Annotated in this window: 14 protein-coding genes; 7 read left to right on the top strand and 7 right to left on the bottom strand. The window is 74.4% G+C overall.

Annotated elements, in window-relative coordinates; genetic code table 11:
- Nucleotides 1-51: 51 nt before the first annotated feature.
- The gene (locus ELR47_RS12320; protein ID WP_130650168.1) at nt 52-1,443 is read right to left on the bottom strand and encodes a sensor histidine kinase; all 1,392 of its coding nucleotides are present in this window, start codon (nt 1,441-1,443) and stop codon (nt 52-54) included.
- The gene (locus ELR47_RS12325) at nt 1,440-2,201 is read right to left on the bottom strand and encodes a response regulator transcription factor (RefSeq protein WP_130650169.1); all 762 of its coding nucleotides are present in this window, start codon (nt 2,199-2,201) and stop codon (nt 1,440-1,442) included. The genes ELR47_RS12320 and ELR47_RS12325 overlap by 4 nt, the downstream gene beginning before the upstream one ends.
- 228 nt (nt 2,202-2,429) lie before the next feature.
- Here ELR47_RS12325 and ELR47_RS12330 point away from each other — a divergent pair, with 228 nt between their 5' ends.
- Nucleotides 2,430-3,683 carry a S1C family serine protease gene (locus tag ELR47_RS12330; RefSeq protein ID WP_130650170.1) on the top strand — a complete coding sequence of 418 codons (1,254 nt, stop codon included), beginning with the start codon at nt 2,430-2,432 and terminating at the stop codon, nt 3,681-3,683.
- A gap of 493 nt (nt 3,684-4,176) precedes the next feature.
- The gene (locus ELR47_RS12335; protein ID WP_130650171.1) at nt 4,177-5,994 is read left to right on the top strand and encodes an acyclic terpene utilization AtuA family protein; all 1,818 of its coding nucleotides are present in this window, start codon (nt 4,177-4,179) and stop codon (nt 5,992-5,994) included.
- On the opposite strand, the gene ELR47_RS12340 is transcribed toward ELR47_RS12335, so the two are convergent.
- Both ELR47_RS12340 and ELR47_RS12345 read right to left on the bottom strand, forming a co-directional pair.
- Nucleotides 5,976-6,947: an SWIM zinc finger family protein gene (locus ELR47_RS12340; protein WP_130650172.1), complete on the bottom strand. Its 972-nt coding sequence runs from the start codon at nt 6,945-6,947 to the stop codon at nt 5,976-5,978. The two genes, ELR47_RS12335 and ELR47_RS12340, sit on opposite strands and share 19 nt — an antisense overlap.
- Complete coding sequence (locus ELR47_RS12345) at nt 6,944-10,102, bottom strand: DEAD/DEAH box helicase (RefSeq protein ID WP_130650173.1); 3,159 nt, start codon at nt 10,100-10,102, stop codon at nt 6,944-6,946. The genes ELR47_RS12340 and ELR47_RS12345 overlap by 4 nt, the downstream gene beginning before the upstream one ends.
- Nucleotides 10,103-10,429: 327 nt before the next feature.
- Here ELR47_RS12345 and ELR47_RS12350 point away from each other — a divergent pair, with 327 nt between their 5' ends.
- Nucleotides 10,430-10,705, top strand: a complete 276-nt coding sequence (locus ELR47_RS12350; protein ID WP_130650174.1) for a hypothetical protein — start codon at nt 10,430-10,432, stop codon at nt 10,703-10,705.
- A gap of 130 nt (nt 10,706-10,835) precedes the next feature.
- Nucleotides 10,836-11,996: a MarP family serine protease gene (locus tag ELR47_RS12355; protein WP_165404043.1), complete on the top strand. Its 1,161-nt coding sequence runs from the start codon at nt 10,836-10,838 to the stop codon at nt 11,994-11,996.
- Between the two features lie 3 nt (nt 11,997-11,999).
- On the opposite strand, the gene ELR47_RS12360 is transcribed toward ELR47_RS12355, so the two are convergent.
- On the bottom strand, nt 12,000-12,827 hold the full coding sequence (locus ELR47_RS12360; RefSeq protein WP_205745234.1) for an ABC transporter permease: 828 nt from the start codon (nt 12,825-12,827) through the stop codon (nt 12,000-12,002).
- On the bottom strand, nt 12,820-13,662 hold the full coding sequence (locus ELR47_RS12365; protein ID WP_205745235.1) for an ABC transporter ATP-binding protein: 843 nt from the start codon (nt 13,660-13,662) through the stop codon (nt 12,820-12,822). Before ELR47_RS12365 ends, ELR47_RS12360 begins: the two co-directional genes overlap by 8 nt.
- Before the next feature lie 341 nt (nt 13,663-14,003).
- On the opposite strand from ELR47_RS12365, the gene ELR47_RS12370 reads away from it, so the two are divergent.
- Both ELR47_RS12370 and ELR47_RS12375 read left to right on the top strand, forming a co-directional pair.
- The gene (locus ELR47_RS12370) at nt 14,004-14,465 is read left to right on the top strand and encodes a PPOX class F420-dependent oxidoreductase (RefSeq protein ID WP_130650176.1); all 462 of its coding nucleotides are present in this window, start codon (nt 14,004-14,006) and stop codon (nt 14,463-14,465) included.
- Between the two features lie 38 nt (nt 14,466-14,503).
- Nucleotides 14,504-15,802 (top strand): MFS transporter, encoded by a 1,299-nt coding sequence (locus tag ELR47_RS12375; RefSeq protein WP_130650177.1) that lies wholly within the window; start codon nt 14,504-14,506, stop codon nt 15,800-15,802.
- Nucleotides 15,803-15,847: 45 nt separating this feature from the next.
- On the opposite strand, the gene ELR47_RS12380 is transcribed toward ELR47_RS12375, so the two are convergent.
- Nucleotides 15,848-16,282 carry a hypothetical protein gene (locus tag ELR47_RS12380; RefSeq protein WP_130650178.1) on the bottom strand — a complete coding sequence of 145 codons (435 nt, stop codon included), beginning with the start codon at nt 16,280-16,282 and terminating at the stop codon, nt 15,848-15,850.
- 178 nt (nt 16,283-16,460) lie between these two features.
- Between ELR47_RS12380 and typA the strand changes: the two genes are divergently transcribed.
- Nucleotides 16,461-18,317 carry a translational GTPase TypA gene (gene typA, locus ELR47_RS12385; protein ID WP_130650179.1) on the top strand — a complete coding sequence of 619 codons (1,857 nt, stop codon included), beginning with the start codon at nt 16,461-16,463 and terminating at the stop codon, nt 18,315-18,317.
- Nucleotides 18,318-18,344 lie beyond the last annotated feature (27 nt).

Below are 18,344 nucleotides of genomic sequence, written 5' to 3' on the forward strand. Positions count from 1 at the left end.
CCGGCACGGTACCGCCCGCCCCCCGACACGTCGGCCATTGGCGTGCGCCACTCAAGTACGTTCGCGGGCCGCGGGCAACAGCAGACAGGCGGCCGAACCGACGGGATCGAGGTGCAGCGACAGCTCGCCCCCCTCCGCGGCGACCAGCGCACGCGCCAACGGCAGGCCCCGACCCCCCGCCCCGAGGCCCCGCTCCGCCTCCCGTGTCCCCGGACGCGCTCCTGCGGAGCCGGACCGTCCGCCTCGCCGCACCTCCTCGGACGTCGTCGTGCCGCGGGTCGCCGGGGCGCCGCCGCCCGGCCCCGGTGTCCGGAGCCCCTCGTCGAGCACACACAGGCGGACCGTTCCGCGTGGCTCGCTCGGCAGCGCCGGGGCGAGCCGCACCGTCACCCGGCCCCGAGCGTGCCGCAACGCGTTGTCCAGCAGCACCTGCAGCGCCTGGCCGACCGCGCCCGGGCGCGCCCGCACCAACGGGACCGGCAACGCCTCGAAGACCACCTCGCGCCCCTGCTGGGCGGCCAGGTCCTCCCAGGCCGGTAGGCGCTCCCGGACGAGCTCCGTCAGGTCGAGATCCCCCGCAGCGGCATCTGGCCGGGTCAGCGCCACCAGCTCCTCGATGGTGGCCTCCAGCCGATCGGCCTCCTCGAGTGCCGCGTCGACCGAGGGGCCGGGAGCTCCGACCGCGAGCGACTCCAGATGCAGCCGCAGGGCCGTCAGCGGCGTACGGAGCTGGTGGGAGGCGTCCGCAGCGAAGGCGTTGGCCCGATCCACCGATCGTCCCAGTCGGCCGGCCGTGTCGTCGAGCGCGTCGGCGATGCGGTCCGCCTCCTCGAGCCCGCTGCGCGGGGCCCGCGCCGTGAAGTCCCCCTCACCGAGGCGGGCGGCGGAGGTCGCCAGCCGTTCGAACGGCTGCGCCAAGCGGCGCCCGAGCACCCAGGCGATCGCCCCGGCCAGGGCCGCGACACCGCCGGCCACGCCGGCGATCAGCAGCCAGGCTCCCCGGACCTGGGTGCGCACCGGTGCAGCGTCCCCCGCCGCGTGCAGCAGCAGGCCCTGCCCACACACCTGGGTGGACAGCCGCATGGCCACCGCCACCCGCTGCGGGTCCACCACCCGCCCCGGCCGACCGGCGGCCGCGTCGACCAGCTCACCGCCCAGCGCCGGCGAGCCGCCGGCCGCGGTCGTGACCACCAGCTGCCCGTCCGTGGTCACCACGGTGAAGGCGAGCGGCAGGTCCGCGAGCTGCGCCACGCGCAACTGCAGCTCCGCGCACGTGCGCGACGAGGCGTCCAGCACGAGGGCGATCGGTTCGACGGTCCCCTGCAGCCCGTCCAGCGCCCGCTGCTCGACCAGTCCCCGCACCGCCAACGCCAACGGCAGGGCGAAGGCGAGCAGCGCCGTCAGCACCAGGGCGGCCGCCGAGACGACGAGACGATGTCTCATGCGTCCGCGTCCGAGCTCGGCCCAGACCCCGCCGCCGGGCCGCCGGCCAGGCCCGTCTCCTCCGAGGCCAGCTCGAAACGCAGACCCACCCCCCGGACCGTGGTGACGTAGCGGGGGTCGGCCGGATCGTCGCCCAGCTTGCGCCGCAACGACGAGACGTGGACGTCGATGGTCTTGGACGCACCCATCCAGCGGGTGTCCCACACCTCCCGGGCCAGCTCCTCGCGGGTCACCACGCTGCCGGCACGGGCGACCAGCAACGCCAACAGGTCGAACTCCTTGGGCGAGAGGTCGAGCTCCCGCCCGCCCCGCCAGGCCCGTCGACCGGCGACGTCCACCCGCACGTCGCGGACGACCAGCTCCTCGGCCAGGCGCGGGCGGGCCGCGGCCGCCCGGCGCAACAGGGCACGCAGACGCGCCTGCAGCTCCGCCAGACGGAACGGCTTGGTGACGTAGTCGTCCGCGCCGGCGTCGAGCCCGACGACGACCTCCGTCTCCGTGGTCCGGGCGGTCAGCACCAGGATGGGGAGGTCCGCCCCGAGATCGCGTCGCAGCCGTCGACACACCTCGACGCCGTCGATGTCCGGCAGTCCCAGGTCGAGCACGACCGCGTCCGCCGCGCGTGCCGCCGTCAGCGCCTCACGTCCGGTGGCGACCCGCACGACCTCGTGTCCGGACGCGGACAGCGCCGCGACCAGCGGCCGTGCGATGCCGTCGTCGTCCTCGACCAACAGGACCCGTGCCGGAATGTCGTGCAACGCCCCTCCCCTCCCGGGTGTCGTGGCCGCCAGCCTACGGCTGCACCCACGGGGGGACCGTCGCGCACGCCACCGCTCGGGCGGTGCTCACCGGCCCTTGCCGAATCCTTACCCGGCGCCGGGGCCGTCTTCACCCGGCCCTTCCTACCGTTGCTCCCACGTCGACCGCCCGCCCGTCGGCACCCGACCACCGGCCTCGGCCCGCCCACCCGCCCAGGAGCTCCCCCCGTGGACCTCGACACCACCACCCGCACCGGCGGCCGCGCCGACGCCCCACCTCCCCCGACCTCGCCGGCCCCCGTCCCGCCCTCCGGGGACCTCGGCTCCGGGGACACCGGCTCCGGCGACACCGGCTCCGGCCACACCGGGGGCCTGCCCCCGACGCCGCCCACCGTCGCGCCCGCCGCCGCGCCCACCCCCCGCCTGCGGGGACGCCAGCTTCTCGCCGTCGCCCTCGCCGGCGCGGTCGGCGCCGGTGCCGTCGTCGTCCCCGCACAACTGCTCGACGACACCTCGGCCTCGACGGTCGGCGCCGCGACCGCCGCCGCGTCGAGCGCGCCCGCCCTGAACTCGAGCAGCCTCGTCGGCGGCATCGCCCAGCAGGTCTCCCCGTCGGTCGCACGCGTCGACGCCACCGGCCCGATGGGCACCAGCGCCGGCTCCGCCGTGGTCTACCGCGCCGACGGCGTGCTGGTCACCAACCACCACGTCGTCGCCAACGCCGCCCAGGTCGGCGTCACCCTGCCCGACGGCGAACGCCACACCGCCGAGGTCGTCGGCAGCGACCCCAGCTCCGACCTCGCCGTCCTGCGCGTCGAGGCGACCGACCTGCCCGTGCCCGTCTGGGCCGACGCCGACCACCTCCCCGGCGTCGGGGACACCGCCGTCGCCATCGGCTCCCCGTTCGGCCTCGACGGCTCGGTCACCGCCGGCATCGTCAGCGCCCTCGGACGCACCGTCGCCACCAGCGGGGCCAGCCTCGTCGACCTGCTCCAGACCGACGCCGCCATCAACCCCGGCAACTCCGGCGGGGCGCTCGTCGACGGCGAGGCCCGCGTGATCGGCGTCAACACCGCCATCGCCAGCAGCGGCGGCGGCAACGAGGGCATCGGCTTCGCCATCCCGGCGACCACCGTGCGCAGCGTCGCCGACCAGATCCTCACCGACGGCGCCGTGCAACACGCCTTCCTCGGCGTCGTCGGCCAGACCGTCGACCCCGACATCGCCCGCCTCTACGGCCTGCCGGTCGACCGTGGCGCCGTCCTCGCCGAGGTCCCCGACGGCCCCGCCGCCGACGCCGGCCTGCAGCCCGGTGACATCGTCGTCCGACTCGACGAGCACGACGTCGCCACCATGGCCGACCTCGCCGGACGCCTCCAGCAGTACCGCCCCGGCGACGAACTCGAGGTGACCTACCTGCGCGCCGGCGAGGAGGCCACCACCACCGTCACGCTCACCGAACGGCCCGACCGGGCCGGCTGACCAGACCCGTCCGCGGCGCCTCCCACGCCGCCGGACGCGGCCGACGCACCCCACATCCCGCCGCCGGGCCCGCTCTCCACCCGGCATCCCCACGCGTCGGCCCGGACCCCGACCGCTCCCCCCAGCGGTCGGGGTCCCTTCTCTCTCTCCCACACCATTCTCGCTCCACCCTCCATCGGGCCCAGAGGCCCTCTGTCCTCCCTGCCAGGGAAGACACTCCTCCATTCCACCCTCCATCGGGCCCAGAAGCCCTCTGTCCTCCCTGCCAGGGAAGACACTCCTCCATTCCACCCTCCATCGGGCCCAGAGGCCCTCTGTCCTCCCTGCCAGGGAAGACACTCCTCCATTCCACCCTCCATCGGGCCCAGAGGCCCTCTGTCCTCCCTGCCAGGGAAGACACTCCTCCATTCCACCCTCCATCGGGCCCAGAAGCTCGCCATCGAGTTCGCTAGCGTCGGGCGGCCCGGCGTCGGGACGCGGGTGGGAGGCACGTGTGGACGCACCGCTGCGCATCGGCAACTGTTCGGGCTTCTACGGCGACCGGTTCGCGGCCGCCCGCGAACAGCTCGAGGGTGGACCGCTCGACGTCCTGACCGGCGACTACCTGGCCGAGCTCACCCTGCTCATCCTGGCGCGCGCACGACGCCGGCCCGACGGCGTCGGCTACGCGCGCACGTTCCTCCGCCAGATGCGCGAGATCCTCGTTCCCTGCCGGGAGCGGGGCGTCCGCGTGGTGGTCAACGCGGGCGGACTCGACCCGGCCGGACTCGCCGCGGCCCTGCGCGAGCTGGCCGCAGAACTCGACGTCGACCTGCCGATCGGCCACGTCGAGGGCGACGACCTGCGTCCGCGACTCGACGCGCTGCGCGACGCGGGTGAGACGCTGGCGCACCTGGACACCGGCCGGCCCCTGGCGGACCTCGGGGTCCCGCCCCTCACCGCCAACGCCTACCTCGGCGCCTGGGGCATCGCCGCCGCGCTGGACGCCGGTGCGCAGATCGTGGTGACCGGCCGGGTGTCGGACGCGAGCCTGGTCGTCGGTCCCGCCGCTTCCCACTTCGGGTGGGCCCGCGACGACTGGGACCGTCTCGCCGGAGCGGTCGTCGCCGGTCACGTGCTGGAGTGCGGCGCCCAGGCCACGGGCGGCAACCACCCGTTCTTCCTCGAGGTCCCCGGCCTCGAGCACGTCGGGTTCCCCCTCGCGGAACTGCACGCCGACGGCAGCAGCGTCATCACCAAGCACCCGGGCACCGGCGGTTCGGTCGACACCGACACCGTCACCGCGCAGCTGCTGTACGAGATCGCCGGTCCGGCCTACCCCAACCCCGACGTCACCGTTCGTTTCGACACGATCCGGCTGGTCCCGGACGGTCGGGACCGGGTGCGCATCGATCACGTGCGCGGAGGCCCGCCGCCCGACACCACCAAGGTCGCCGTCACCGCCCTGGGTGGCTACCGCAACCGCGTCACGTTCCTGCTGGCCGGTCTCGACCTCGACGCCAAGGCCGCGCTGGTCCGTCGTCAGCTCACGCCCGCCCTCGACGCGATCGGACCCGATCTCGTCGAGTGGCGACTGACCGGCGCCGAGCGGCCGGCCCCCACCCGTGACCCCGCCGACCTCGCGCGGCTCACCCTCACCGTCCACCACGGCGAGGCAGCACCGATCGGCCGCGCCCTCGCCGCCGCCTGCGTCGAACTCGGCCTGGCCTCCTACCCCGGCTTCACCCTGACCGCGCCGCCCGGGGACGCCGAGGCGTTCGGGCGCTACTGGCCGACCAGCGTCGCGGCCGCGCAGGTCCCCGAGGTGGCGGTACTCCCCGACGGCGAGCGGGTCGAGGTGCGCCAGACCGGTGCGGACCACGGCCGGCCGCTCGCCGACTGCCTGCACGCGTCGCCACCCGACCGGACCGACGCCGACGGGACGCCCGCCGTCGACGTCCGCCGCCGCGTGCCGCTCGGCCGGTTCGCGGGCGCCCGCTCGGGCGACAAGGGCGGCCACGCCAACGTGGGACTGTGGGTGCGCGACCCCGCGCACCTGCCCTGGCTGCGGGCGGTCGCCGGTGACCCGGAGGCGGTCCGACGGCTGCTGCCCGAGGCGGCCAACCACCGGGTCGAGGTGCATGCGCTCCCGAACCTGGCGGCGATCAACGTGGTCGTCCACGGACTGCTCGGCGACGGCGTCGCCTCCTCGACGCGACCCGACCCGCAGGCCAAGGGGCTGGGCGAGCACCTGCGGGCGCAGCTCGTCCCGGCACCGGCCGGGACCGCCACGGACGCGAGCCGGGGGTCCCGTCAGGACGTCGCGCGGTAGCGGGCCCGGTCACCGGTGCCGGTCCGCAGCACCGTGCCGGCGTCGAAGAGCCGGTCGAGCTGGTCCCGGATGGCTTCCACGTCACGACCGAGGGCGGCCGCCAGCGACGGCGCGCTGCCGATGCGCTGCGCCCGCAGCTCGCTCAGCAGCAGTTCCTCGTCGGCCGCGTCGCTGCCCTCGCCGGCGGCGAGCCGCCACGCTCCCTCGGCCGCCCGCTCGATCGCCCGCAGGTAGGGCTCGATGTCCTCGACACCCGGCGGGGGCCCGAGCCGCTGGAACAGTGCCGAGGGGTCCTCGACCGGCGTCGGCTGCAAGGGGATCGCGTCGAGGTCACCCCCCGCGGCGAACATCCCACGGGACAGGTCGAGCCCGTCGTCGGCCACCTGCTCGCTCCCGCCACGACGACTCCGCAGCTCCCGCAGCAGACGCTCGCGGTCACGTCCCCGCAACCGCAGCAGCAGGAACGGGTCGCGGTCGATCGCGGCCGCCGCCACGGTGTGCACGGCCGCGGCGTGCCGGCACAGCTGCCGGTCGGCCTCGCAACTGCAGCGGATCGCGAGGTCGGTGAAGCGCGGCAGGACCGGCACCCCGGCGGCCTCGAGCACCGCGGCGACCCCCTGTGGCAGCTGCCCGTCGAGCAGCGCCGCGGTGAAGCGCAGCTCCGCGGCCAGCGCCGACATGGCCCGGTCCCACGCCCCGGGTTCCGGCAGGCTCCAGGCGAGCACCACGTCACAGGGCGCGCCCCGGTCCTCGCGGACCGTGCCGTGCACCTCGCCGGGCTCGATGCGCACGTCGCTGACCGCGCCGCGGCGGGCCAGGCCCTGCCCGCGCTGCACGCGACGGGCGTTGGCCGCTCCGGACGCGTCGAGCACCTCGCGCCAGCGCTGCCCCCACCAGTGCCGGCCGTCGGGAGCGGAAGGGTCCGTCCCGGACCCGGGAACCGTGCCGCTCACGCACGACCTCCCGGGATCGCGGTCAGCGTCGGGCGGCCCGGCGCGACCGTCGGGGTCTCGTCGTCCTCGTCCGCGAGGTCGTCGGTCGACAACGAGACCAGCTCCCGCAGCTCGTCGTCGTCGAGTTCGGTGATCCAGGTCTCGCCCGCCTCGACGACCGCGTCGGCGAGTGCGCGTTTGCGGTCGAGCAGCACGGCGATGCGCTCCTCGATGGTCCCGGCCGTCACCAGGGTGTGCACGGTGACGGCACGGGTCTGTCCGATGCGGTGCACCCGGTCGGTGGCCTGGTCCTCGACCGCCGGGTTCCACCAGCGGTCGAAGTGCAGCACGTGACTGGCACGGGTGAGGTTCAGGCCGGTACCGCCGGCACGCAGGGACACCAACAGGATCGGCGGTGCGTCCTCGTCGGTCTGGAACCGCTGCACCATCTCGTCGCGTTTCGGCAGCGGCAGGCCGCCGTGCAGGAACGGCACCTCGGGCAGCCCGAGCTCACCACCGAGGTGGCGGACCAGCAGGTCCCCCATCTCGCGGAACTGGGTGAACACCAGCGCGCGCTCGTCGTTGTCGACGATCTCCCCCAGGATCTCGGTGGACCGGGCGAGCTTGCCCGAGCGACCCGGCAGACGCCGATCGCCCTCGGGACCGTTGGCGTCGCGCAGGTACTGGGCCGGGTGGTTGCAGATCTGCTTGAGCGCGGTCAGCAGGGCCAGGATGCGACCACGCCGTTCGAAGGCGGTGTTGCCGAGTCCCTTGCCACTGAAGGCCTGGTCGATCGCCGCCTGGTACAGGCTGGCCTGTTCCCGCGTGAGCGAGCAGCTGACCGTCAGCTCCTGCTTGGGCGGCAGGTCGACGGAAACCTCGGGATCGGCCTTGCGCCGTCGCAGGACGAAGGGTGCGACCAGTCGACGCAGCCGCGAGGCCGCGTGTTCGTCGTGCCAGCGTTCGACCGGGACGGCGAAGCGTTCGTTGAAGGCCCGCTGCGAGCCGAGCAGGCCCGGATTGGTGACGTCGACGATCGCCCACAGCTCCGCCAGCCGGTTCTCGATCGGCGTACCGGTCATGGCGATGCGGGCCCGGGCCGTCAGCGACCGCGCGGCCCGGGCACCCTTGGACGCCGCGTTCTTGATCTGCTGGGCCTCGTCGAAGACCACGACGTCCCAGTCGATGTCCTGGAGCATGCCGATGTCGCGTCGCAGCAGCGCGTAGGACGTGACCGTGACGAACCCGGGCTTGAAGGCGCGCCGTGTCACCGGTCGCTCCGGGCCGTGGTGGCGGACGACCGGAACCTCGGGGGCGAAGCGCGCCAGCTCCCGCTCCCAGTTGCCGACCACCGAGGTCGGGCACACCACCAGGTGGGGCCGGTCCTGCTCGCGGGAGGTCAGCAGCGCGATCGCCATCAGCGTCTTGCCCAGCCCCATCTCGTCCGCCAGGACCCCGCCCATGCCGAGCTCGGTGAGCCGCTGCAGCCAGGCCACACCGCGGCGCTGATAGGGCCGCAGGTCGCCCTCGATGTGCTCGATGCGCGCATCGCCGGGTTCCTCGCTGTGGCGCAACCGTTCGATCAGCTCGCCCAGCGCCCCGTCGGCGACGGCGTCGACCCAGCCGAGCTCGCCCGCCTGGTGCTGACCGGACAGCGCCGCGGCCAGGGCCTCGGTCAGCTCCAGCGACGCGGTCTGGCCGGCGAGCTCCGCCATCCGGTCCACCTCGTCGAGGTCGACGCGGATCCAGTTGCCCCGCCAGCGGACCAGCGGCTGCTTGAGCGCCACGATCTCGGCGAACTCGTCCGCGCTGAGCGTGTCCTCGCCCAGGGCGACCTCGTAGCGCAGGTCCGCGACCGAGGTCAGCCCGAGCGGGTCGGCGCCATCCACCCGGGGCGCGAGCTCGGTACCGCGGCCGATCCGCACCCGCAGCCGCAGTCGCCGGTCACCGCTGTTGCGCAGCTCCGGCGGGACCTCGACCCCGATGCCGCCGGCGGCCAGCGCGTCGGCCCCCTGTCCCAGCAGCGACGCCACCTCGCTCGCCCGCAGGTCGAGTCCGACCGGGCGCGCCTCGGACAGGCTGCGGTCGATCGGGACGTAGAGCCGGGCCGCGCTGGCCAGGCCCCGCACCAGGGTGACCTCGGGATCGGGCAGTCGTCGCCCGGCCAACTCCACCCCGGCGCCCTGACCGGCCCACACCTCGGCCGCCTCGATGCGAGCCGCTGGGTCGACGGTGGACTGCAACAGGTAGGACAAGCGCCAGCTCGCCTCGGTGGCCGACAGGCGGGCGACCACGTCGTCGCGTCCGTCGTCGCCGACGACCGGGGGCTCGAGCCTCACGGCGAGACGGGCGACCGCTTCGTGGTCGCCGCCGAGCAGCGGACCGGCCCACTCCTGTACCTCGGCCGCGATCTCGTCGGCAGGGACCCGCAGACGGTCCACGGTCGGATCGCTGCCCGCCAGTGCGTCCGCCCACATCTCCTGCCACGGACGGCGCGGGCCACGGCGGCGCGGGTCCAGCTCGGGCCGTCGCCCCTCCCGGGCACAGGCGTCGGCGACCGCGTCGAGGAACGCGCCGAGCAGCTCGCCCGGCCGCCACAACGGTCCCGAGGGACGGCGCACCGCATGGGCCGCGAGCGGGAGGGCCGCGGCCAGCTGCCCCAGGCGCGTGTCCGACGGGGCGGCCACCCGCCACGACGCCAGACCGGTCGAGGGGTGGTCGCCGGGCCGGAACACCGGCAGCAGCCGCCCTGCGGCCACCAGTTCCAGCGCCAGCTTGGCCGCGACGCTCCAGGCCAGCACCGACGCCGATGGGCGCGACCAGGCGGGCCAGTCCGGCCCCGGCGGCATGGCGGCCAGACGGCGCACGGCCGGCAGCAGGGCCACCATGCGGGCCGGACGTGCCCGGGGCTGCACCTCGACGCCCGCCCCGAGTGCGACCCCGGCCAGGACACCGGGCGCCCCCGCCGGCAGGTCGAGCGCACGCGTGGCCTGCGCGAGTGCGGCGTCGTCCGCCTCGCTCACCACCGTGTCGGGCTTCCCGACCCCGCGGATCCCGGCCTCGGGCGCAGCCACCCCGTCGCCCGGGCCGTCGAGTCGCGGCAACCAGACCGCGAAGAGCCCGGAGGCGGGCACGAGATCACCCGGCACGAACGACAGCTGCGCACGCTCGGCCAAGCACCCGCTCCTTCTGGCGACAGACGGCCCACGAGCGTAGACGGTCGGCGGCCGATCGGCCCACGCAGCCGTCGGCGGGAAGCTGCGGCGCCGTCGTGGCGTTGTACCGAGGACGGGGGCCCCACGCCCGGTCACGTCCGGGCGGTCACGCTCCGGGGGCTGACGCAACAGCCGACACCTCGTTGGCTACGAACAGCAGACAGCCACCCGCGGACCGTCCGTCTCCCGGACGGTCGTTGCACCGACACGCTGCGACACCGACACACGCGTCTGTCCCCCCCGCCCCCGACGCCCCCAAGCCCCCCGCCCCACCCACGGAGGTCGCTCGTGACCGACGACACACGCACCCCGGCCACGGACCAGCCCGGGACCACGATGACGGCCGACCGCAACGACACGGTCATCAGTTGGCTCGAGAACGAATTCCCCGGTTGGCAGGTCTCGATCGACGAGACCGCCACCTGGGAGGGAGACTCGCGGCCGCTGTGGATCGCCCGTCGCGGCGGCCACCACCCGCAGTCCGAGTTGTCCGCGGCCAAGTTGCACACCCGCCTGACCGAGTACCTCGAGCGCGAGGCCCGCAAGCGGGCCCTGTCCAACTGAGCGTTCGGCGTACCCCCCGACGGCTCGACCTGGACGGCGCCCGCGATCGCTGCGGGCGCCGTCCGTCGTCGTCGGCCCGCGTGTCGTGGACGGCCGCCGGACCGTCCACCACCGGCGCTACGGTGGCATGGTGAACCTTCTCGACGTCCTGCTGATCCTGCTGGTCCTGGTCGCCATCGGCGGGGGCCTGCGGCTGGGCTTCGTGGCCCGGGCCGCCTCCTGGATCGGGTTGGCCGTCGGGGTCGTGTGTGCGACCTGGACGGTGCCCAACGCCCTGTCGCTCGTCGAGGGCGGCGAAGCCGGCATGCGTCTGCTCGTCGGCCTGGTCGTGCTGGCGGTGACCGTGACCGTGGTCGCGTCGCTGTTCCAGGCCGTCGGCCTCCGGGCCCGGCGCTCCATCGCCGCGACGCCCCTGTCGGGCCTGGACCGGGGACTGGGTGCGCTCGCCGGCGCCGGCGCGATGGTGGCGGTGATCTGGCTCCTGCTGCCCGCCGCCGCGCAGGTGCCCGGCGAGGTGTCGCGTCAGGTCCGTACCTCCGCACTGGCCGCCACGCTCGAAGGCTCCACCCCCGAACCACCGGACGCGGTGCGGGCGTTGCGCAACCTGGTCGACAACAGCCGCTTCCCCGAGGTGTTCGCCGACCTGCAACCCGCGCCGGTCACCGGGCCTCCCCCCGAGGACATCCCCGTCCCGCAGGACATCGTCGACCGCGCCACCGCGGCGACGGTGAACGTCGAGGCCGACGGCTGCAACCGTCGCTACGAGGGTTCGGGGTTCGCCCTGGCCACCGACACCGTCGTGACCAACGCGCACGTGGTCGCCGGCGCCGAGGACGTGCAGGTCAAGCGGCCCGACGGCGAGGTCCGGCCCGCCACGGTGGTGGTCTTCGATCCCGACCGGGACCTCGCGATCCTCGAGGTCCCCGATCTCGGTCAACAGCCGTTGCCGACCGCGCCCGCCGAGACGGGCTCCGACGGCGCGGTGATCGGCTACCCCGGTGGGCAGGACACCCCGCGGGTCGCGCCGACGCGGATCGACGACCAACGCACCGCGGTCGGTCGTGACATCTACGGCCAGGAACGCACCGAACGCCAGGTGCTGTTCCTGTCGTCGGCGCTGCAGCAGGGTGACTCCGGCTCCCCCGTGATCGACGTCGAGGGTCGGCTCAACGGGGTCGTGTTCGCCATCAGCCCGGACAACCCCACGGCCGCGTTCGCCCTCGACCTCGACGAGCTCGAGGCGATCGTCGACGCGCCTCGCGCCCCCGGCGAGACCGGCCCCTGCATCTGAGGCTCAGCCGACGGTGCGGCGCACGAACCCCCCCAGGCCGGCCGTCAGCAGCAGCGCCACCGCGACCGCCATCGCCGTCAGGAACGCCACCGGCGGCATCGCGTCGACGGCCGGGGTCAGCGCCGCCCGCAGCCCCTCGCTGACGTACACCAACGGGTTGAGCAGCACCAGCCACTGCAACCAGGGCACCGCCGCCAGCGACGTCCACGGGTAGTAGACCGCGCCCAGGAACGTCAGCGGCAGCACGACCAGCGAGAACATCAGTCCGATCTGACGCGGGTTGACCCGGGTGCCCAGCGCCAGGCCGAGCGCCCCCGACAGCACCGCCGCCAGCACCGCGACGAGGACCAGCAGGCCCGGCCGGGGCACCGCCAGATCGACCTCGCCGGCCGGCACCAGGGCGACCAGCGGCAGCACGACCGCCCCGGCCAGCAGGCTCTGCAACGCGCCGAAGGCCACCTTGGTCAACGCCACGACCTCGACCCGGACGGGCGCGAGGATGCGGTCCTCGATCTCCCGGGTCGCGCCGAACTCCTGCGACAACGGCAGCGCCACCGAGGTGATGCCCTGGAACACCACCGCGACCGCGACGAGCCCCGGCACGAGCACCGTCGCGAAGTCCGCCGCGCCGGCCTGCGCCGGGGCACCGATGCCCTGACCGATGCGCGGGAACACGTAGGCGAAGACGAACACGAACAGCAGCGGCTGCGCCACCGCGCGGGCGACGAAGGGCCACAACTCGCGCCGCAGTACCCGCAGGTCCCGCAGCAGCAGCCCCTGCACGGTCCGCAGCGTCCCGCCCACCCCGGGCGTCGTTGCCAGCTCACTCACGCAGGTCCCGCCCGGTCAACGCGATGAACACGCCCTCCAGCGACGAGCGCGAGACGCTCAGGTCGGTCAGCCCCTGCCCGGCGACCACGGCGACGACCTCGCCGACCAGGTGGTCGCGGTCCTCGGCCCGCACCCGCAGACCGTCGTCGCGTCGGTCCACCGCGACGACCCCGTCGAGTCGGCCCAGCGCCGTGACGAGCGCGTCGTCGACCGCCCCGTCGAGGCGGAGCTCGACGACCATGCCGGTGCCGTGCTCACGCTGGAGGACCTCGGGCCGGTCACAGACGAGCACCTGCCCGTGGTCGACGATGGCCACCCGCTCGCACAGGCGCTCGGCCTCCTCGAGGTGGTGGGTGGTCAGCACGATGGTCAGCCCGTCGGCCTGCAGCTCGCGCACCAGTGTCCACAGCAGCAGTCGGCTCTGCGGGTCGAGGCCCGCGGTCGGCTCGTCGAGGAACAGCACCGCCGGGTCGTGGCTCACCGCACGCGCGATCTGCAGCCGCTGCGCCATGCCACCGGAGATCTGGCGCGGCAGCCCGCTCGCCCGCCCGGTCAGCCGGAACCGCTCGAGCAGCTCGTCGGCGCGGCGCCGGGCCGGGGCGGCCGCGATGCCGAAGTAGCGTTGGTGGTGGTAGAGGTCCTCCCACAGCGTCAACGACCGGTCCAGCGTGTTGTCCTGGGTCACCACGCCGAGGCGCCGCTTGGCCGCGGCCGGCCGACGGACCACGTCGACGTCCTCGACCCGCACCGACCCCGCCGTGGGCCGGATCCGCGTGGTGCAGATCCCGACGGTCGTGGACTTGCCGGCACCGTTGGGCCCGAGCAGGCCGAACAACTCACCACGCCGGACGGCGAGGTCGACCCCCGCCAGCGCGGTGACCGGGGGCCGCCCGGGTAGGTCTTGGCGACGCCGGAGAGCGCGACCGCGACGTCGCTGTCGGCGTCCGGAGCCGGTGGCGCGACGGCGGGGCGGGCAGCGGACAGCGGCACGGCGGCATCCTCGAGTTCGGCGGGGGCGCCGGCAGGGGACGACGAGGCTTCGGAGCGTCGCGGGCGCGCGGACGGGTGCGCACTTCTCGACAGCACGCGAGCCATCGGGTCCGGCCCGTGACGTGCACGGCCCCACGACCGGACCGCGCACCGGATACGCCCGGCGGGCGGGTCTAGGCTACGGGTATGAGCCGAAACATCGCCACCACCGACCGTGTCGAGCGCGACGCGCTGCTCGACTTCGTGCGACCGCGCCACAAGGTGGTCCTGAGCTCGTTCCGTCGGGACGGTTCGCCACAGTCCTCGCCGGTCACGGCCGGGCTCGACGGCCAGGGCCGGCTCGTGGTCGCCACCTATCCGCAGCGGGCGAAGACGAGGAACTTCCGACGCGACCCACGGGCGAGCGCCGTCGTGCTCTCCGACGACTTCGACGGCCCGTGGGTGCAGCTCGACGGCGAGGTCGAGGTGCTCGACCTCCCCGACGCGGTCGAACCGCTGGTCGAGTACTTCCGGGTGATCGCGGGCGAGCACTCGGACTGGGACGAGTACCGCCGGGCGATGGTGGACCAGGGCAAGAGTCTGCTGCGAATGACGATCACCCGCTGGGGCCCGATCGCCACCGGCGGGTTCCCGCCCGAACTCGCCTGAGAGACCGCTCCACCGTGTCCCGACCGCTCAGCGAGCGTGTGTACGCACGCCTCGTCGCCGACGACGGCGCCCGCGACGAGCTGCCACCCGCCGTCGCCCGGGCCGTGCCCGCCAACGCCACCCGCCAGGTCGGTGGCCTCGCGCTGCAGGGCGCCGGGGACCTCGTCGTCGACCCCAAGACCGTCCTGGCCTGGCTGCTCGGCGCCGTCGGTGCCCCGGCCGTCGTCGCCGGCCTGCTGGTCCCCGTGCGCGAGTCGGGCTCGATGCTCCCCCAGGCCGCGCTGGTGCCGTGGTTGCGCCGCAAGGCGGTCCGCAAGCGGGTCTGGGTCGCGGGCGAGCTCGGCCAGTTCGTCGCCGTCGTGGCCATCGCCGTCCTCGCGGCCACGACGACCGGTGCGGTCGCGGGCTGGGGCGTCCTCGCCGCGCTCGGCGCGTTCGCCCTGGCCCGGTCGGTGACCTCGATCGCGTCCAAGGACGTCATGGGACGCACCGTTCCCGCTGGTCAGCGCGGGCAGCTCAACGGCTGGGCGTCGGTGGCCTCGGGCGGGGTCGCGGTCACCCTCGGGCTGGGCCTGCGCCTGCTGGGGGACGGAGGGACCACCGACGCCACCGCCCTGGCGATCCTGATCGGCGGTGGAGCGGTCACGTGGCTGCTCGCCGCCGGGGTGTTCGCCCGCATCGTCGAGGCTCCCGAGCCCGTCGAGGATGCCGACGAAGCCCCCGGGGCACTGGCGACCGCCGTCCGCCTGCTGCGCCACGACCGGCCGTTCCGTTCGTTCGTGGTGGCCCGCACGCTGCTGCTCGTGTCGGCGCTGACGCCGCCGTTCGTGGTGACCCTCGCCAGCCGACAGGGCGGTGGCGGCCTCGCCGGCCTCGGACCCTTCGTGCTCGGCAGCGGCATCGCCTCGCTGCTCGGCGGACGGCTGTGGGGACGGGCGGCGGACCGTTCGAGCCGGCGGGTGATGGTCGCCGCCGCCGTGATCGCGACGACCGCCACCCTGGCGTTCCTCGCCGCGCTGCAGGTGCCGACGCTGCGGGACACGGCCTGGCTGTACCCGGCCGTCTACCTGGTGCTGGCACTCGCCCACACCGGCACGCGGATCGGCCGCAAGACCTACGTGGTCGACCTCGCCGACGGCAACCGACGCACCGAGTACGTCGCGGTCTCCAACGCCGCCATGGGACTGCTGCTGCTGGCGACGGGAGCGTTGTCGTCGGCCGTGGCGGGCTTCGGCCCCGCGGCGGCCCTGCTGCTGCTCTCGGCCCTGGGGGTGGCCGCCGTCCCCGCGGGCCTGCGCCTGCCGGAGGTCAGCGGCGAGCGGGCCGCCCGCCGCTGACCGCGCCCTCGACGTTCGGTCCCGTGGCACCGCGACGCCGGGCGGTCACCCCTCGCGCAGGTCCAGGCCGGCGCGGACCCGCACGAGCTGGGCGAACCCGCTGGGGTCCTGCACCGTCAGCGTCGCCCCGGGGTGACGCAGCCACCGCCGGCCGGCGAGCGCCCCGACCGGTTCCCGGAACGTCAGGCACACCCCGGCGCGGGTGGTCGTCCCGAACGTGACCCCCCGGTCGGCCAACGACAGGTGGGGGCCGATCGCCTTGATCGCCCGGAACGGACCGGTCAGCGTGACGTCGGTGACGTTGTCGAGCGTCGTCTCGAGCCACCACAGGCCGAAGCGCACCCGCAGGACCTGCGCACCGACGACCACCTGCGCGGTCTCCGGGCGCACCCCCAGCAGACGCAGCAGCGGTCGGTACCGGGGTTCGAAGTCGAAGGCGACGCCCTGCAGTCGCGAGCTCGCCGGTTGCCGGGTGTCCATCGCCGCCTCCGTGGTCGTCCCCTCGTCGGGGTACCCCTCCCCGACCGCCACCGTGTGCGCCGGCCCTGTCCCGACGGGCCCGCGCCGCCGGCCGGTACGCTTGGTCGACCCCCTTCGCGTGCGTCCTCGTCGCGCGCGCCGTGGGGCGCCGTCCCTTCCTCGAACCTCGGTGCTACCTGTGGCTGTCCGTTCCGACCTGCGCAACGTCGCGATCATCGCCCACGTCGACCACGGCAAGACCACGCTGGTCGACGCCATGCTGTGGCAGTCCGGTGCCTTCCGGGAGAACCAGGACGTCGGCGAGCGCGTCATGGACTCCAACGACATCGAGCGCGAGCGGGGCATCACCATCCTCGCCAAGAACACCGCCATCTCGTTGCCGGGCATCGACGACGCCCCGCCGACGGTCGTCAACGTGGTCGACACCCCCGGCCACGCCGACTTCGGCGGCGAGGTGGAGCGCGCCCTGACCATGGTGGACGGCGCCCTGCTGCTCGTCGACGCCTCCGAGGGGCCGCTCCCCCAGACCCGGTTCGTGCTGCGCAAGGCGCTGGCGAGCAAGCTGCCCGTCATCGTCGTGGTCAACAAGATCGACCGGCCCGACGCGCGGATCGACGAGGTCGTCGAGGAGACCCTCGACCTGCTGATCGACCTCGGCGCCGACGACGACCAGATCGACCTTCCGGTGCTCTACACCAACGCCAAGGACGGCACGGCGACGCTGGACCTCGACACGCCGGGGACCGACCTCAAGCCGCTGTTCACGACCATCCTCGACCACGTGCCGGCCCCGACCCACGACCCGGACCACCCGTTCCAGGCGCTGGTCACCAACCTCGACTCGTCGAAGTACGTCGGCCGGCTCGCGCTGTGCCGGGTGCAGCACGGCACGGTCAAGCGCGGCCAGAGCGTCGCGTGGTGCCGCGCCGACGGCAGCGTCGAGACCGTCAAGCTCAGCGAGCTCTACCTCACCGAGGCGCTCGACCGTGTGCCGGCCGAGCAGGCCGGGCCCGGGGACCTGATCGCCGTGGCCGGCATCGCGGAGGTCACGATCGGCGAGACGCTCGCCGACCCCGACGACCCACGCCCGCTGCCGGTCATCACGGTCGACGAGCCCAGCCTCGGGATGACGCTGGGCGTCAACACCTCGCCGCTGGCCGGCCGCAGCGGCAACAAGCTCACGGCCCGCCTGATCGAGAGCCGCCTGCAGCAGGAACTGATCGGCAACGTCTCGTTGCGGGTGCTGCCCACCGAGCGGCCCGACACCTGGGAGGTCCAGGGACGAGGCGAGCTGCAGCTGGCCATCCTGGTCGAGAACCTGCGCCGCGAGGGCTTCGAGCTCACCGTCGGCAAGCCGCGCGTGGTCACCCGCGAGGTCGACGGCGTGATCCAGGAGCCCTTCGAGCACCTCTCGATCGACGTGCCCGAGGACTACGTCGGGGTCGTCACCCAGCTGCTGGGCCTGCGCAAGGGCCGCATGGAGCAGATGATCAACCACGCGACCGGCTGGGTCCGCCTCGAGTACCGCGTGCCGGCCCGTGGGCTGATCGGCTTCCGCACCGAGTTCCTGACCGAGACCCGCGGTACCGGCATCCTGCACCACGTCTTCGACGGCTACGAGCCGTGGCAGGGCGAGATCAAGACCCGCCCCAACGGCTCACTCGTCGCCGATCGTCAGGGGGCCGCCACCCAGTTCGCGCTGCTCAACCTCCAGGAACGCGGGCAGCTGTTCATCGGCCCGGGCGTCGAGGTCTACGAGGGCATGATCGTGGGCGAGAACGCTCGCAGCGAGGACATGGACATCAACCCCGCGAAGGAGAAGAAGCTCTCCAACGTGCGCTCGTCCACCGGTGACGAACTGGTGCGCCTCGCCCCGCCGCGCAACCTCTCGCTCGACCAGGCACTGGAGTTCATCCGCGAGGACGAGGCCGTCGAGGTCACGCCCGACGCCGTCCGCCTGCGCAAGGTCGAGCTGGCCGCGACCATCCGCGGCCGCCAGGCCAAGCGCGCCAAGCACGGCGCCGCCCCGGTGTGAGACGACGGTGGCCGCCCCGTCCGGGGC

Origin of the sequence: Egicoccus halophilus, assembly GCF_004300825.1 — a bacterium.
GTDB lineage: Bacteria > Actinomycetota > Nitriliruptoria > Nitriliruptorales > Nitriliruptoraceae > Egicoccus > Egicoccus halophilus.

Excerpts from the sequence above, each read along its gene's own strand:
- ELR47_RS12370 (WP_130650176.1), top strand. The coding sequence starts at position 14,004 with ATGAGCCGAAACATCGCCACCACCGACCGTGTCGAGCGCGACGCGCTG.
- ELR47_RS12380 (WP_130650178.1), bottom strand. The coding sequence starts at position 16,282 with ATGGACACCCGGCAACCGGCGAGCTCGCGACTGCAGGGCGTCGCCTTC.
- ELR47_RS12320 (WP_130650168.1), bottom strand. The coding sequence starts at position 1,443 with ATGAGACATCGTCTCGTCGTCTCGGCGGCCGCCCTGGTGCTGACGGCG.